The following is a 13,813-nucleotide window of genomic DNA, read 5'->3' on the forward strand; positions in this document are numbered from 1 at the left end:
TCAGAAAGTCAGAACGGTGTCGTAGTGGGAAAGGTGTTCGCGCAATGCCGCAGAAGAGACGACGGTCACATCCAGCACGAAAGGCGTCTTCTCATCCAAACCGCGAGCGGCCAGCGAGTCGGCGCAGACATACAGGGTTTCAATGTCATACAGCGGCAGCACTTTAAACGTAGCGATGTAATCCCGCGCCAGAATGGCCTGTGGCTGCTGATCCGCCAGAAGCTGAAACACACCGTCCCCTAAAAAGAAGACGCCGATATCTTCGGTCAGCGCGGACGTCGCAAGTAACGCATCCAGCCCTTCGCGGCCAGAAGCGCTCCCGTGCGGTGCAGACGCAAAAACAAATGCCACGCGCTTCATCAGAATTGCACCACTCTGTCGCAGGTGAGCGCCGCCTGTGCCAGCGCACCCAGACCGCTTAACGAAAAACCGGGCTGCAGGTTAGAACCCGATAAACCAAGACGGGCGGCTTCGGTTGCATCGGTCACGCCGCGGCGCAGTGCCGCCGCCACGCAGATGTGCAGTTCTACGCCCTGCTTTTCGTTTAATGCCTGCCAGCCGCGCACCACATCAAACTCATCGCTCGCCGGTGACGTAAACTGGTTCGCGTTATACACCCCTTCCCGATAGAAGAAGACGCTCGCCAGCTCATGTCCGGCTGCCAGCAGCGCATGCGCAAACTGCAGCGCGCTGCTGGCCTGCTGAGTCCCGTACGCCGGGCCTGTCACCATTAACGCATAACGCATTACTTATCTTGTCCCAGGAAATCACCGCTTTTGAACTGGCGAATATAGAGGTAGACCGTGTGCTTGGAGATGTTGAGACGATCGGCCACCTGGTTGATGGCGTCTTTAATATCAAAAATCCCTTTTTCATAGAGATTGAGCACGATCTGGCGATTCTTGGCGTTGTTCGAGACGTTGCGGTCGGCATTCACCTCTTCAATGGTGAACTCAAGCGTCTGCGTGACGAGATCTTCGACGGAAGAGGCAAAGTTAACAGAAGAGCCAACATCCGGCGTTTCGGGTGGAATAAAGGTGCTCATGATCTGCGAGAAAGGCACATCAAGGTTCATGTTGATGCACAGCAGCCCAATTACACGATGCTCGCGGTTTCGAATCGCGATGGTTTCTGATTTCATCAGCACGCCGCTTTTGGCGCGGGTGAAATAGCATTTGGAGACGCTGCTGTCCGCGCCGGTCATGTCATGCAACATACGCAATGCAAGGTCGGTAATTGGCGAGCCAATTTTACGGCCAGTATGCTCACCATTCGCAATGCGGATGGCGGAACACTTCAGATCTTGCAGGGAGTGCAATACGATTTCGCAGTGGGAGCCAATGAGCATCGCTAACCCGTCCACTACCGCTTCATAGGATTTCAGAATATCGAAGTCGGTCTGGTCAAAAGGACGTTGATCCAGCAAATCAAGTTCACTGGTTTCGTTGGTTAAAAGCGACCTGGACATGAAAAAAACACTCCTTTTCAGGAGCCTGTCGTTAGGTTTTCAGGGCAGGCTCATTATCTACACGGACAACTAAATTAATACAGCGTGCCTAACGCTTTCCAGTGTTAATTATATCTGCCCCACAATAAAAAACCGCCGCCTTAAAGGCGGCGGTTTTTTTTCAGCATTACTTCTTAGCAGCATCGGCTTTATCGTCAGCCGGTGCGTCTGCCTTGGCATCCGCTTTCGGTGCCGGTTTGATGTCCAGCAGCTCTACGTCAAAGACCAGCGTAGAGTTGGCAGGGATCCCCGGAACGCCGGTTTTGCCATAGGCCAGATCCGGTGGGATGACCATCTTGATCTTGCCGCCTTTCTTGATGTTTTTCAGGCCTTCAGTCCAGCCAGGGATCACACCATCCAGACGGAAGGAGAGCGGCTCACCACGGGTGTAAGAGTTATCGAACTCTTTACCGTCGATCAGCGTACCTTTGTAGTTCACGACAACCGTGTCGCTGTCTTTAGGTGCATCGCCGGTGCCTTCTTTCTCAACTTTGTACACCAGGCCAGTCGAAGAGGTTTTCACACCCTTCTCTTTAGCGAAGGCATCGCGGTAGGCTTTGCCTTTCGCTTCGTTGTCTTTAGCGTCCGCGTCCATCTTAGTCTGCGCGGCGCCCTTCACACGCGCTTCGAACGCCTGCAGAGTCTGTTCAATTTCCTGGTCAGACAGCTTGCTCTTATCGGCAAATGCGTCCTGAACGCCTGCGATCAGCTGAGCTTTATCCAGTTTGATGCCCAGTTTCTCTTGTTCTTTCAGAGAGTTTTCCATGTAACGACCCAGAGATGCGCCCAGTGCGTAGGCGGATTTCTGGTCGTCATTTTTGAACGCTGCTTTGCTGTCTGCAGTGGCAGCAGGCTTCGCAGCAGTATCAGCAGCGAATGACAGCGGCGCGTTCAGCGCAACAGCCATCGTCGTCGCCAGCAGCGTTACTTTAAACAGTGATTTCATCCATATCTCCAGGGCCTGGGGACTCTCACCCCAGCGTTAAACGTAAATGAGTGACGTACTATAAAACGTTGCAGAAGAAATCTACAGACAGACACGTCCAATTCTCGCCACTTTTCAGACTATTTTTGTTTAAATAAGTTTCTTGCCAGAGGGATGCGAACTGTACTTAAGGATAAACTCAGTTAAACTGCGCCGCCGCTGGGCCATTATGGCGAATCTGAAATAAACGAGGTGAATGATGAAGGATACAACGATAGAAGCGAGAATGGCTGAGCTGGAAAGCCGCCTGGCTTTTCAGGACATCACCATCGAAGAGCTAAACCAGACCGTGACCGCACATGAGCTCGAAATGGCGAAACTGCGGGATCATATGCGCCTGCTGACGGAAAAGCTGAAGGCTACGCAGCCGTCGAACATCGCCTCTCAGTCAGAAGAGACGCCACCTCCTCATTATTGAGGCGTAAAAAAAGCGGGATAATCCCGCTTTTTTATTTTCCGCATGACGGAATTAGTGGCAGCCGCAGCCGCCGTTACCGCAACCACCTTTACCGTGGCCGTGGTCATGACCATGGTCGTGGCCGTGACCACCGCAGCAGCCGTCGTGGCCGTGATCGTGGTCATGGTCGTGACCGTGCGCACCGTGAACGTGGCCATGAGCCAGCTCTTCTTCGGTCGCTTCGCGGATCGCAACAACTTCTACGTTGAACTTCAGGTTCTGGCCAGCCAGCATATGGTTGCCGTCAACCACGACGTGGTCATCTTCCACTTCGGTGATTTCAACAGGAACCGGGCCCTGGTCGGTTTCCGCCAGGAAGCGCATGCCAACCTGCAGTTCGTCAACGCCCATGAACACGTCTTTAGGAACGCGCTGAACCAGGTTGTCGTCATACTGACCGTAAGCGTCGTTCGCGCCTACAGCAACGTCAAATTTGTCGCCAACTTCATGACCTTCCAGCGCGTTTTCCAGGCCGGAAATCAGGGAACCGTGACCATGCAGGTAGTCAAGCGGCGCACTCACCGGAGACTCATCAACCAACACACCGTCTTCTGTACGTACCTGATAGGCCAGGCTGACCACCAGGTCTTTTGCTACTTTCATGATATCTCCTGAGCGTGGGAAAATTGCTGGCGCAGATTGTAGCGGAAATCTGCACCTGTGTACCCTTTAGCTTAAAAAAACTCAGGGCATATCGCTAGTCCGGATGAAAAATCCCGATAACTTGCTCTTCTTTGCGAACGTGCTCGCGCGCCTCTTTGTCGGCCTCACGCATCTGGTGACCGCACTTAACACACTCAACAACATCAATATTATTTTCCCGCCACATCGCCAGGGTATCTTGCGCCTGGCAGGTCGGGCATTTTGCACCCGCGATAAAGCGTTTACGTACAGCCATCTTTCGTTACCCTTATTCAAATTCATCCCAGCCATCGAGCTGGCGTCGTTCCTGCTGCATCTCGCGCTGGAAGATCTCCTCCAGCTCGCGACGCGCTTCCCGCACGCGGGAGATCTGCGCCGTATCGGTATGGACCGGCATCAGCTCGCGCAGCATCCGCATATCCAGCCGGCGGAAATGCATCTGGGCGCGCTGCGCCTGATGCGGATGCATGCCAAGCGAGATCAGCGCCTTGCGCCCCAGCTCCAGCGCACTGGAGAACGTCTCACGGGAGAAGTGTTTCACACCCGCCTGCAATAATTCGTGAGCTTCAACACGTCCCCGCGCACGCGCCAGAATATGCAGATGCGGGAAATGCTGCTGGCACAGATCCACCAGCTTCATCGTGTCTTCCGGGTCGTTACAGGTAATCACGATGGATTCGGCCGCCTCTGCCCCCGCCGAGCGCAGTAGCTCGAGCTGGGTCGCATCGCCGTAGTAAACCTTGTAGCCATATTTGCGCATCAGGTTGACCGCGCTGATATCCCGCTCCAGCACCGTAATGCGCATTTTGTTCGCCATCAGCAAACGGCCGATTACCTGTCCAAAGCGGCCAAAGCCCACCACGATCACCTGGGGCTTATCGTCTTCCACCCACGGCGCTTCGTCTTCGTCGTCTGCCGGGTTCAGGCGGCGCGACAGCAGTCTATCCACCATCTTCATCAGCAGTGGCGTGGTCATCATGGACAGCGTGACCGTTACCAGCAAAAGCGCCATCTGATCGTCTTTAAACAGCTTCTGGGACGAGGCGGTAGAGAACAGCACAAACGCGAACTCACCTCCCTGGCTCAACACGCTCGCAAACTGCATGCGCTCCGAACTGCGCAGGCCGTAAATGCGCGCCATAACGTACAGCACCAGCGTTTTCACCGCCACCAGGATAGCGACGCTCACCACAACCCACAGGAGATGGGTATAGAGCACGCCAAGGTTGAGCGCCATCCCCACCGAAATAAAGAACAACCCCAACAGCAACCCTTTGAAGGGATCGATGGCAATTTCCAGCTCGTGGCGGTATTCACTTTCCGCCAGCAGCACCCCGGCGATAAAGGTCCCGAGCGCCATCGACAGCCCCAGCGCGTCCATAAACAATGCCGACCCCAGCACCAGCAGCAGCGTCGCGGCGGTAAACACCTCGCGCACGCCGGACGCGGCAATAAAGCGGAATACGGGACGTAACAGGAAACGTCCGCCAATCAGCATCCCCGCGAAGGCCAGCACCTTCATCGCGATTTTCGCCCAGTCGAAGTGGTCGTCGCCGGAGCCCGCCAGCAGCGGCACCAGCGCCAGCGCCGGGATGACCGCCAAATCCTGGAACAGCAGCACCGAAAAACCCAGCTGACCGGCTTCGTTACGGTTCATCCCCTTGTCGCGCATCAGCTGCAGGGCCATCGCCGTCGACGACATCGCAAGGCCTATCCCGCCGATCACCGCCGCCTGCCAGGAGAAATTCGTCAGCATTAACAGGCCACCCAGAATCGCGGCGCTGAGCAACACCTGAGCGGCACCTACGCCAAAGATGGAGCGTCGGAGCTGCCACAATTTTGAAGGGTTAAGCTCAAGGCCAATGATGAACATCAGGAACACCACGCCCAGCTCGGAGAAGTGGAGTATTTCATCCACATCGCTGATGAATCCCAGTCCCCAGGGGCCAATGGCGATCCCCGCCAGCAGATACCCCAGTACCGCACCGATACCAATACGCGCTGCAAGCGGCACCGCGACGACGGCCGCAAATAAAAACAGCACCCCGGCGAGGAGCAAATTCGATCCTTCCATTAACGCCCTCCTGCCGGAATCGGTGACGCCAGCCATTCACCGTAGGCTCTGGCGTGGCTGGCCAGCTCTTTCGGATCCTGACGACGGGCCCAGTAGACAATAATCGGGCTCATCCAGTGCATACGGCACATGGCCGCCGTCAGCTCAAAAGGCCGCAGAATGTCGCTCATCGGATAGCGGTTCAGCCCGTCGTGGCGGTAGGCGCTTTCGGGTTCACCGGTCGTAATCACACTACGCCAGTACTTTCCCGCCAGCTGGTTGCCCCCCACCCCGCTGGAGAAGCCCCGACTCAGCACGCGGTCCAGCCACTCTTTGAGCAGCGCCGGACAGCTGTAGGTATAAAGCGGATGCTGGAACACAATCACGTCATGCTGACGCAGCAGTTCCTGCTCGTAAGGAATATCAATAAAGAAATCAGGATAGTGCGCGTAGAGATCGTGCACCGTCACGTTGCTGAGCTGAGTAGCCGGCTTAAGCAGCACCCGGTTTGCCACCGAGTCCTGAGATTCCGGATGGGCATACAGCAGCAGCACTTTTGCTGTCTGAGACATCATTCCCCTCCCGGTCTTGTTTCTGTTTTTGTGTATCGTCGCTGTTTTGGGCTACCATGACGGCCCGGTGCGGAAAATGGCCCACACCTTACATTATCATAATGACAAATTAACATAGTCGGAACATACGGCGCTTCTATGATTGTTTTCTCCTCGTTACAAATTCGTCGCGGCGTGCGCGTCCTGCTGGATAACGCCACTGCTACCATCAACCCGGGCCAGAAAGTGGGTCTGGTCGGCAAAAACGGCTGTGGTAAATCCACCCTGCTGGCGCTGCTGAAAAACGAGATTAGCGCGGATGGCGGTAACTTCACCTTCCCGGGGAACTGGCAGCTCGCCTGGGTAAACCAGGAGACGCCCGCGCTGAGCGAACCGGCACTCGACTATGTTATCGACGGCGACCGCGAATACCGCAGGCTCGAAGCGGAGCTCAATGCCGCCAACGAGCGCAACGACGGTCACGCCATCGCCACCGTTCACGGCAAGCTGGACGCCATTGACGCGTGGACCATTCGCTCCCGCGCCTCCAGCCTGCTGCACGGCCTGGGCTTCAGCAATGAGCAGCTGGAACGCCCGGTCAGCGACTTCTCCGGCGGCTGGCGTATGCGCCTCAACCTGGCGCAGGCGCTGATCTGCCGCTCTGACCTGCTGCTGCTCGATGAACCGACTAACCACCTCGATCTCGATGCGGTTATTTGGCTGGAGAAGTGGCTCAAGAGCTATCAGGGCACTCTGATTCTGATCTCCCACGACCGCGACTTCCTCGACCCGGTGGTGGATAAAATCATTCATATCGAACAGCAAACGATGTTCGAGTACACCGGCAACTACAGCTCCTTCGAGCGCCAGCGCGCGACGCGTCTTGCCCAGCAGCAGTCCATGTACGAAAGCCAGCAGCAGCGCGTGGCGCACCTGCAAAGCTTTGTGGATCGCTTCAAGGCCAAGGCGTCAAAGGCGAAGCAGGCCCAGAGCCGCATCAAGATGCTGGAGCGCATGGAGATGATCGCCCCGGCGCACGTCGACAACCCGTTCCACTTCAGCTTCCGGGCCCCGGAAAGCCTGCCAAATCCCCTGCTGAAAATGGAAAAGGTCAGCGCGGGTTATGCCGACCGCATTATTCTCGACTCCATCAAGCTCAACCTGGTGCCGGGTTCACGTATTGGTCTGCTCGGGCGCAACGGTGCCGGTAAATCCACGCTGATCAAACTGCTGGCGGGCGAGCTTAATCCGGTCAAGGGTGAAATCGGCCTGGCGAAGGGCATCAAGCTGGGTTACTTCGCCCAGCATCAGCTGGAATTTTTACGCGCTGATGAATCCCCGATTCAGCACCTCGCGCGTCTGGCGCCGCAGGAGATGGAGCAGAAGCTGCGCGACTATCTCGGCGGCTTCGGCTTCCAGGGCGATAAGGTCACCGAAAACACCGAGCGCTTCTCCGGCGGCGAAAAGGCCCGTCTGGTGCTGGCGCTGATCGTCTGGCAGCGCCCGAACCTGCTGCTGCTCGATGAACCGACCAACCACCTGGATCTCGACATGCGTCAGGCGCTGACCGAAGCGCTGATTGAATTCGAAGGGGCGCTGGTTGTCGTTTCACACGATCGTCACCTTATCCGCTCCACCACGGACGATCTCTACTTAGTGCACGACGGCAAAGTCGAACCGTTCGACGGCGATCTGGAAGACTACCAGCAGTGGCTGACGGACGTGCAGAAGCAGGAGAACCAGCCGGAAGAGTCAGCGAAAGAGAACGCCAACAGCGCGCAGGCGCGTAAAGACCAGAAGCGCCGTGAAGCGGAGCTGCGCACCCAGACGCAGCCGCTGCGTAAAGAGATTGCCCGTCTCGAAAAAGAGATGGAAAAGCTCAACGCCACGCTTGCTACCGTTGAAGAGAAGCTCGGCGACAGCGGTCTGTATGACCAGAGCCGTAAAGCCGAACTGACGGACTGCCTGCAAACGCAGGCGAAGACCAAATCGAGCCTTGAAGAGTGTGAGATGGCGTGGCTGGACGCGCAGGAACAGCTGGAAGCGATGCTGCAGGCTGACTGATACCGGGAGGGCTATGAGTTTCGATAACACGAGCGAGATTACATTCCGCAAGCTCAGCATCTTCATGACGTTTATGGAGAAGGGGAATATCGCGCGTACCGCCGAAACTCTGGGCCTGAGCGGCGTCAGCGTTCACCGTGCGCTGCACACGCTGGAAGAGAACGTGCGCTGTCCGCTCTTTACCCATAAGGGGCGCAACCTGATTGCTCTCCCTTCCGCCTGGACCTTACTGGAATATTGTCAGGAAGTGATGCAGGTGATGGAGCGCGGGCTGGAAGCGTCGCGCAAAATTGCCGGGATCGGCCAGGGGCGGCTGCGAGTCGGAACGCTCTACTCGCTCACCCTGGAAACCGTGCCGCGTCTGATCATGGGCATGAAGCTACGTCGTCCGGATCTGGAAATGGATCTGACGATGGGCTCCAACGAAACCCTGCTGCACATGCTGGATGAAGGCTCTCTGGACGCCATTCTTATCTCCATTTCCGAGAGCGATATCGACCGTAACAGCCTGGAAGTGCTCCCGCTGTTCCATGACGACATCTTCCTTGCCGCACCGGCCTCCGCGACGCTCAATACCCGCGGCCCGGCCGATCTGCGCGACTATAAAGATCGGAAATTTGTCTCTCTTGCGGAAGGGTTCGCCACCTATGCAGGCTTCCAGGAGGCGTTTCATATCGCCGGGTTCGAGCCGGAGATTGTTACCCGGGTGAATGACATTTTCTCCATGCTCAGTCTGGTGCAGGCGGGAGTGGGCTTTACGCTGATGCCGGGCAGGATGAAAAAGGTCTATGAGAATTCCGTGCAGCTCCTGAAGCTTGCCGAGCCGTACCAGATGCAACAGCTGATCGCCATCGTCTTTGCCCGCAACCGCGAGCAGGATCCAAGCCTGCGGGCGCTGGCCGCCGAAGGGCGGATGTATGCCCGCAGTTTGCAGGATAGTGCCTGATGGTATTGCCCGGTGGCGCTACGCTTACCGGGCCTAGAGTCCGTAGTAGGCCCGGTAAGGCGCAGCCGCCACCGTGCTAAACCATCACGCACGGAGTCGCTTCGCCAGATGTACCGCCACGTCCACCCCGCTGCGCTCCAGTGAAATCGTCTCTCCTTCCCACGGCGCCTGACGCGTCAGGCAGGTCAGTACGCCGCCGGGGGGCATCTCGATCGCCAGCCGGGCTTCGCGTTCATTCGCTGAAATCATCGCCTCCTGCCAGCGCACCGTACGCGCCATGTTCATCGCCAGATCGTCGGCGATCTTTTCCGGCTGCCACAACACGCGCCCGGTGCTGCCGCTCAGGTAGGCGCAGCGTGGGCGTGAAAGCGTGACCGATTCAAACGCCGTTGCCAGCTTTTGCGCGGGTGCTGTCAGCAGTTCGCAGTGCGACGGCACGCTGACCGCCAGCCGTTTGGCCTTGCTCGCCCCTTTCGCCAGCGCGCGCGACGCCGCCTCCGCCATCCCTTCATCGGTTCCGGCAATCACGATCTGCGTTTCGGCATTCAGGTTGGCAATGTAGGTCCCGGTGCCCTGGATAAGGTCTTCCACCTGCGGCAGAGTGAGCCCCATAATTGCCGTCAGGCCGTAGCCGTGCGGATACGCCTGCTCCATCAGATCGCCACGCAGCGCCACCAGCTTCAGCGCATCCGTGAAGTCCAGCGCGCCTGCAATGACCGCCGCCGGATAAGCGCCGATGGACAGCCCGCTGACGATATCCGGCGCCACGCCGCGCCGTTCCAGCTCGCGCGCCCAGGCCACGCCTGCAATTAGCAGGCAAAGCTGAACCGCGCGGGTATGGCTTAACGCGTCTGCGCTATCCAGCGTATCCACTTCGGTGCCAAGCACCTCACGCGCCTGAGCCAGTTCCGTTCCCGGCAGGTTTTGCAGCATGCCTTCGTGCTGCGTGCCCTGCCCCGGAAAGGTAAACACTATTTTCATCACTCCTCCCTGCGCCACGGATCCGCCACCAGGCGCGGTCCACGGCGGGTTTTCAGCAGCGTTTTGCCGTCGCGCAGCCACTCCGCCAGCGCGAAACCGCCCTCGGGCGTATCCACCTGCGTATCGGCACGACACAGCGCACGGCTTAGCCGGGACTGCCACGTCGTCAGGGCGTCCGGTGAGATCGGCAGCGGAGCGCGGATAAGCAGATCGAGATCGCTGTCGGCATGGATCACCGGGATACCGGTCGCCAGCGCGTAGCCGGTACTGCCGGTAATGCCCCACGTCCACGGCCACGCCTGCTGAGAAAGCTGAAGCGCCACCTGAACGGGTGGCTGAGTCACAAAGGGCGAGCGCAGCAGTTCGGCCGCAACGCTCAGATCTTCTGGTGAAACCACGCGTAACACGTTTTCGGGCTTCCCCCATCCGGCCGCCCGCTGATCGCGACGTAAACCGCGCACGCCAACGGGGATCCGGCCTTCGCTATCCACATCACGCCGCACCACCACCGGCAGGCCGGTATGCCAGGCGGCCTCCACCCAGGATTCAGTGATGCCTTCCAGCGCATCGCGGGAAGTAAGCCAGATAAGGTCGTGCGGGCGTAATGTTGTGGTCATGGTTACATTCCTGAAGTCAGCGAGATAAACAGCGGCAGCGACAGGATACACAGTACGGAGCTTAACAGCAGCACGGCTTCAGCATCCGGCGATTGCACGCCAAAGCGGTTACCGAACACCACGCCGAAGAAGCCCGCGGAGAGCGCAATCATGAGGATCGCGGTGATCGCCACGGAGCCATGCAGACCAAAGATCAAGACGATACCCCAGGCGATGGCAGGCTGAATCAGCAGCTTGGCGATGGTGGAGGTGATCACCATGGTGTTGATCTGCAGCTTACGGGCAGAGAGGATCACCCCGGTCAGGAACAGCGCCGCAGCGGTCGCGGACAGTCCCAGCGGTTTAATCGCCGCCAGCACCAGCTCCGGCATTTTGATGCCGATGGCGGACAAAATCACACCCAGCAGCGGGCCCATCACGATCGGCTTTTTAATGGAGCGCCACATCAGCACCGGCAGCATGGAAAGCGTTGAACCGGAGTTATTGCCCTCGGCGCGCGCTTTTTCACGCTCCAGAATGAGCAGGCAGAACGGGGTCATCAGCACCGAACCGCAGGCGATGGAGACCGCGACGGAGAGCGACGTAGAGGAACCTTCGCCCAGCACGCTGCCCAGAATCGGCAGACCCAGCGCTGCATAGTTGGGCAGCGCGACGGTGAGCGTCAGCACGGCCGCATCCTGTGGCGATTTCTTAAAGACGCCGGTGGCGAGGAAGTAGATGACCGCATAGGTGATCCACATCGCCAGCGTCAGCACCAGGATCAGCGGCGACTGGGCAACGATGCCGGTCCACGGGGTTTGCACGGTGGCACTGAACAGCGCGGCAGGGAGTGCAAAATCCATTACGAAGATATTAAGCAGGGAAACATTTTTGTTATCGACCATCTTTGCCTTGCCGGCCCAGAATCCCAGCAGCATGATGACGAAAATCGGTGCAAGAGCATGAACAATTACGTAAGTCATAAATCACCTGTAGTAAAAAAGTTTTAGCACTGGCGCGATGATTATTATTTTCAGGATGCAGGTTCCCGCGTGGGCGCTGTCACGCGCCCACGGGTTGATGCATCTGGCAGGTCTCTTTTTACTTACCAGCTGGCTCGCATACGTTCGCGTACGAGCGCCGAGCTGCGGCGATTGTCAGCACCCAGACGGTTTTTCAACGTGGTGTCCTGACGAGCGTCACTGATGGCCTGTTGCAGGGTGGATTTCACCAGCGTCAGATCGTTATCGGAGGGGGCATCCGGGTTGCTGATATCCAGCAGGTTAGAGAGCAGCCCCAGCGTGGCGTAGTTGCTGATGTCGTAGGCCATTGGCGGAATGGTCGCCGCCAGTTTTTCCAGCGCCTCGACGGTACGCAGCGTGATGCGCGCCGCAGACTCTTTGCCCATCGCGTGGATCAGCACGCCTTTGTCGTTAAAGGCGATCAGACGGTTAGCCTGGTAGCCGTGCGCCAGGAACGCGCCGGACATCGCCTTGCCGACGATAAGCCCAATCACCGGGTGACCGGCCAGGCGGGCATTCGCATAGGCTGCTGCCGCACCGGCCAGCGCCTGATGAATCCCAAACGCCTCTTCGCGTCGGCCATAGGCCTGGCTTGGGACGTCGATCACCGCCACAATCGGGCGCTTCACGGGTTTGTCAGCATCCGCCGCGACGGTTTCACTGACCACTTTCGCCAGGGTCCAGCCTTCCAGCAGCCCCACTTCCCCTTTCGCCGCACGCGGGAAGTGGTTGTTGGCATCCGGCACCACGGCAACAAAGCGCACCGCCTCGCCGTTCAGCTCGCCGTCTGCCGCCTGGACGGACGGGCATAGCCCCTCGATACGTTTGGCGTTCGGGGCGAGGATGTCCAGCCAGCGTTCGCCACGGCTTATTGCGTTACTCATCATTTCACCTCCCGGGCAAAAAGCGCGTTAATCTGTTCGGCATCAGCCTGTTTGCGGGTGTCGAAATTCGTCAGACGATTCAGGTAATCGTCGTAGTTATCGGTGCGATGTTTCGCGGGAACGCCTTTAGCAATCGCGTCGTTCATCGCCTGTTTCACCGCGTTGATACCGTCGCCGACGAGCGCATCCACCAGCCCGCTTTGATAGCGCACTTCACCGCCGGTCATGCTCCAGATAAACGGACGATCGCGGGAGTCGTACTCCTCAATGCCCGCCTCCTGTTCGATAACCTGCGGGCCGTTGAGGCCAAGACGCGCTTCGCGGGTCACGATCAGGTAGCTGCAGAGCGCCGCCGCGATGGACATCCCACCGAAGCAGCCCACGGTTCCGGCCACAATGCCAATAACCGGCGTGTAGCGACGCAGGTCCACAATCGCCGCGTGAATATCGGCAATCGCCGCCAGGCCGAGGTTCGCCTCCTGCAGACGCACGCCGCCGGTTTCGAGGCACAGTACCGCCTGAGTCGGAATGCCGTTGCGGTTATCCTCCGCCGCCAGCTCCAGCGCCGCCGCCATTTTGGCGCCGGACACTTCGCCCATGCTGCCGCCCTGGAACGCGCCTTCAATCGCCACGACGACGGCAGGCTTGCCGTTGATGGTGCCCTTCGCCACCACCATGCCGTCGTCCGCCTGCGGCACAATGCCCTGTGGCCCAAGCCACGGAGAAATAATGCCTTCAAACGGATCCAGCAGTTCGCGGTAGCTGCCCTCGTCGAGCAGGGCCTGCGCGCGCTGGCGCGCTTTCAGTTCGATAAAGCTGCTGTCATCACGCATGGCTCACCCCCTCAAAAACCTGTTCGATGCGAATGCGCGCCACGCCCGGCGTCGCGCCGAAGTCGTGGATGGTCAGCTTCCCTGCGGGCAGGCTGCTGACGGTTTGCAGACGGTTGAACAGCGCCTCCCAGCGCCCCCGGCTGTTGTCCACGGAGGTGGTGATATCAATGGTTAACGTCTGGCCCGGTTCGGCGGTGAAGAGCACCTCCATATCCCCGGAACCGACTACCCCTGCCAGCGCCCTGCCGCTTAACGTGCGGCTGGCTGGCACGGTCAATGTGATTTTTTCCAT

At 58.4% G+C, this 13,813-nt stretch carries 17 protein-coding genes; 3 read left to right on the forward strand and 14 right to left on the reverse strand.

Annotated features, from left to right (window positions below):
• From tusC to fkpA, 4 genes are all read right to left on the reverse strand, one after another.
• The gene (tusC, locus tag ACEPLT_RS20615) at positions 1 to 360 is read right to left on the reverse strand and encodes a sulfurtransferase complex subunit TusC (RefSeq protein WP_032653688.1); all 360 of its coding nucleotides are present in this window, start codon (positions 358 to 360) and stop codon (positions 1 to 3) included.
• Positions 360 to 746, reverse strand: coding sequence for a sulfurtransferase complex subunit TusD (gene tusD, locus ACEPLT_RS20620; protein ID WP_023345014.1), 387 nt, complete (start codon positions 744 to 746; stop codon positions 360 to 362). Before tusD ends, tusC begins: the two co-directional genes overlap by 1 nt.
• Entirely contained in the window at positions 746 to 1,468 is a 723-nt protein-coding gene (locus ACEPLT_RS20625; protein ID WP_003861697.1) for a helix-turn-helix transcriptional regulator, read from the reverse strand. The genes tusD and ACEPLT_RS20625 overlap by 1 nt, the downstream gene beginning before the upstream one ends.
• 166 nt (positions 1,469 to 1,634) lie before the next feature.
• Positions 1,635 to 2,453 (reverse strand): FKBP-type peptidyl-prolyl cis-trans isomerase, encoded by an 819-nt coding sequence (fkpA, locus tag ACEPLT_RS20630; RefSeq protein ID WP_032653695.1) that lies wholly within the window; start codon positions 2,451 to 2,453, stop codon positions 1,635 to 1,637.
• Between the two features lie 238 nt (positions 2,454 to 2,691).
• On the opposite strand from fkpA, the gene ACEPLT_RS20635 reads away from it, so the two are divergent.
• Positions 2,692 to 2,910 carry a protein SlyX gene (locus ACEPLT_RS20635; protein ID WP_008503009.1) on the forward strand — a complete coding sequence of 73 codons (219 nt, stop codon included), beginning with the start codon at positions 2,692 to 2,694 and terminating at the stop codon, positions 2,908 to 2,910.
• 51 nt (positions 2,911 to 2,961) lie between these two features.
• On the opposite strand, the gene slyD is transcribed toward ACEPLT_RS20635, so the two are convergent.
• From slyD to kefG, 4 genes are all read right to left on the reverse strand, one after another.
• On the reverse strand, positions 2,962 to 3,552 hold the full coding sequence (gene slyD, locus ACEPLT_RS20640) for a peptidylprolyl isomerase (protein ID WP_008503010.1): 591 nt from the start codon (positions 3,550 to 3,552) through the stop codon (positions 2,962 to 2,964).
• A 94-nt stretch (positions 3,553 to 3,646) separates the two neighbouring features.
• Positions 3,647 to 3,847, reverse strand: coding sequence for a YheV family putative zinc ribbon protein (locus ACEPLT_RS20645; RefSeq protein WP_008503011.1), 201 nt, complete (start codon positions 3,845 to 3,847; stop codon positions 3,647 to 3,649).
• Between the two features lie 12 nt (positions 3,848 to 3,859).
• Positions 3,860 to 5,665, reverse strand: coding sequence for a glutathione-regulated potassium-efflux system protein KefB (kefB, locus tag ACEPLT_RS20650; RefSeq protein WP_008503012.1), 1,806 nt, complete (start codon positions 5,663 to 5,665; stop codon positions 3,860 to 3,862).
• The gene (gene kefG, locus ACEPLT_RS20655) at positions 5,665 to 6,216 is read right to left on the reverse strand and encodes a glutathione-regulated potassium-efflux system ancillary protein KefG (RefSeq protein WP_014885493.1); all 552 of its coding nucleotides are present in this window, start codon (positions 6,214 to 6,216) and stop codon (positions 5,665 to 5,667) included. Before kefG ends, kefB begins: the two co-directional genes overlap by 1 nt.
• A gap of 138 nt (positions 6,217 to 6,354) precedes the next feature.
• Here kefG and ACEPLT_RS20660 point away from each other — a divergent pair, with 138 nt between their 5' ends.
• Positions 6,355 to 8,259, forward strand: a complete 1,905-nt coding sequence (locus ACEPLT_RS20660; RefSeq protein WP_232929191.1) for an ABC transporter ATP-binding protein — start codon at positions 6,355 to 6,357, stop codon at positions 8,257 to 8,259.
• 13 nt (positions 8,260 to 8,272) lie between these two features.
• A complete protein-coding gene (locus tag ACEPLT_RS20665) occupies positions 8,273 to 9,205 on the forward strand; it encodes a LysR family transcriptional regulator (RefSeq protein ID WP_021242218.1) in 933 nt (310 codons plus the stop codon).
• An 84-nt stretch (positions 9,206 to 9,289) separates the two neighbouring features.
• On the opposite strand, the gene mdcH is transcribed toward ACEPLT_RS20665, so the two are convergent.
• From mdcH to mdcC, 6 genes are all read right to left on the reverse strand, one after another.
• Positions 9,290 to 10,186 carry a malonate decarboxylase subunit epsilon gene (gene mdcH, locus ACEPLT_RS20670; RefSeq protein ID WP_023294708.1) on the reverse strand — a complete coding sequence of 299 codons (897 nt, stop codon included), beginning with the start codon at positions 10,184 to 10,186 and terminating at the stop codon, positions 9,290 to 9,292.
• Complete coding sequence (locus ACEPLT_RS20675) at positions 10,186 to 10,803, reverse strand: malonate decarboxylase holo-ACP synthase (RefSeq protein ID WP_023294709.1); 618 nt, start codon at positions 10,801 to 10,803, stop codon at positions 10,186 to 10,188. Before ACEPLT_RS20675 ends, mdcH begins: the two co-directional genes overlap by 1 nt.
• A gap of 2 nt (positions 10,804 to 10,805) precedes the next feature.
• Complete coding sequence (locus ACEPLT_RS20680; protein ID WP_023294710.1) at positions 10,806 to 11,765, reverse strand: AEC family transporter; 960 nt, start codon at positions 11,763 to 11,765, stop codon at positions 10,806 to 10,808.
• 122 nt (positions 11,766 to 11,887) lie between these two features.
• Positions 11,888 to 12,688, reverse strand: coding sequence for a biotin-independent malonate decarboxylase subunit gamma (gene mdcE / locus ACEPLT_RS20685; RefSeq protein WP_025910348.1), 801 nt, complete (start codon positions 12,686 to 12,688; stop codon positions 11,888 to 11,890).
• Entirely contained in the window at positions 12,688 to 13,521 is an 834-nt protein-coding gene (locus ACEPLT_RS20690; protein WP_021242213.1) for a biotin-independent malonate decarboxylase subunit beta, read from the reverse strand. Before ACEPLT_RS20690 ends, mdcE begins: the two co-directional genes overlap by 1 nt.
• Positions 13,514 to 13,813, reverse strand: coding sequence for a malonate decarboxylase acyl carrier protein (gene mdcC / locus ACEPLT_RS20695; protein WP_023294711.1), 300 nt, complete (start codon positions 13,811 to 13,813; stop codon positions 13,514 to 13,516). The genes ACEPLT_RS20690 and mdcC overlap by 8 nt, the downstream gene beginning before the upstream one ends.

The organism is Enterobacter sp. fkY84-1, from assembly GCF_052974705.1.

Bases quoted from the DNA above. Each gene is read 5' to 3' on its own strand.
- ACEPLT_RS20645 (WP_008503011.1), bottom strand. From the start codon at position 3,847: ATGGCTGTACGTAAACGCTTTATCGCGGGTGCAAAATGCCCGACCTGC.
- ACEPLT_RS20665 (WP_021242218.1), top strand. From the start codon at position 8,273: ATGAGTTTCGATAACACGAGCGAGATTACATTCCGCAAGCTCAGCATC.
- mdcE (WP_025910348.1), bottom strand. From the start codon at position 12,688: ATGAGTAACGCAATAAGCCGTGGCGAACGCTGGCTGGACATCCTCGCC.
- kefB (WP_008503012.1), bottom strand. From the start codon at position 5,665: ATGGAAGGATCGAATTTGCTCCTCGCCGGGGTGCTGTTTTTATTTGCG.
- ACEPLT_RS20625 (WP_003861697.1), bottom strand. From the start codon at position 1,468: ATGTCCAGGTCGCTTTTAACCAACGAAACCAGTGAACTTGATTTGCTG.
- kefG (WP_014885493.1), bottom strand. From the start codon at position 6,216: ATGTCTCAGACAGCAAAAGTGCTGCTGCTGTATGCCCATCCGGAATCT.
- ACEPLT_RS20675 (WP_023294709.1), bottom strand. From the start codon at position 10,803: ATGACCACAACATTACGCCCGCACGACCTTATCTGGCTTACTTCCCGC.
- ACEPLT_RS20690 (WP_021242213.1), bottom strand. From the start codon at position 13,521: ATGCGTGATGACAGCAGCTTTATCGAACTGAAAGCGCGCCAGCGCGCG.
- ACEPLT_RS20680 (WP_023294710.1), bottom strand. From the start codon at position 11,765: ATGACTTACGTAATTGTTCATGCTCTTGCACCGATTTTCGTCATCATG.
- ACEPLT_RS20660 (WP_232929191.1), top strand. From the start codon at position 6,355: ATGATTGTTTTCTCCTCGTTACAAATTCGTCGCGGCGTGCGCGTCCTG.
- tusC (WP_032653688.1), bottom strand. From the start codon at position 360: ATGAAGCGCGTGGCATTTGTTTTTGCGTCTGCACCGCACGGGAGCGCT.
- mdcH (WP_023294708.1), bottom strand. From the start codon at position 10,186: ATGAAAATAGTGTTTACCTTTCCGGGGCAGGGCACGCAGCACGAAGGC.
- ACEPLT_RS20635 (WP_008503009.1), top strand. From the start codon at position 2,692: ATGAAGGATACAACGATAGAAGCGAGAATGGCTGAGCTGGAAAGCCGC.
- fkpA (WP_032653695.1), bottom strand. From the start codon at position 2,453: ATGAAATCACTGTTTAAAGTAACGCTGCTGGCGACGACGATGGCTGTT.
- mdcC (WP_023294711.1), bottom strand. From the start codon at position 13,813: ATGGAAAAAATCACATTGACCGTGCCAGCCAGCCGCACGTTAAGCGGC.
- tusD (WP_023345014.1), bottom strand. From the start codon at position 746: ATGCGTTATGCGTTAATGGTGACAGGCCCGGCGTACGGGACTCAGCAG.
- slyD (WP_008503010.1), bottom strand. From the start codon at position 3,552: ATGAAAGTAGCAAAAGACCTGGTGGTCAGCCTGGCCTATCAGGTACGT.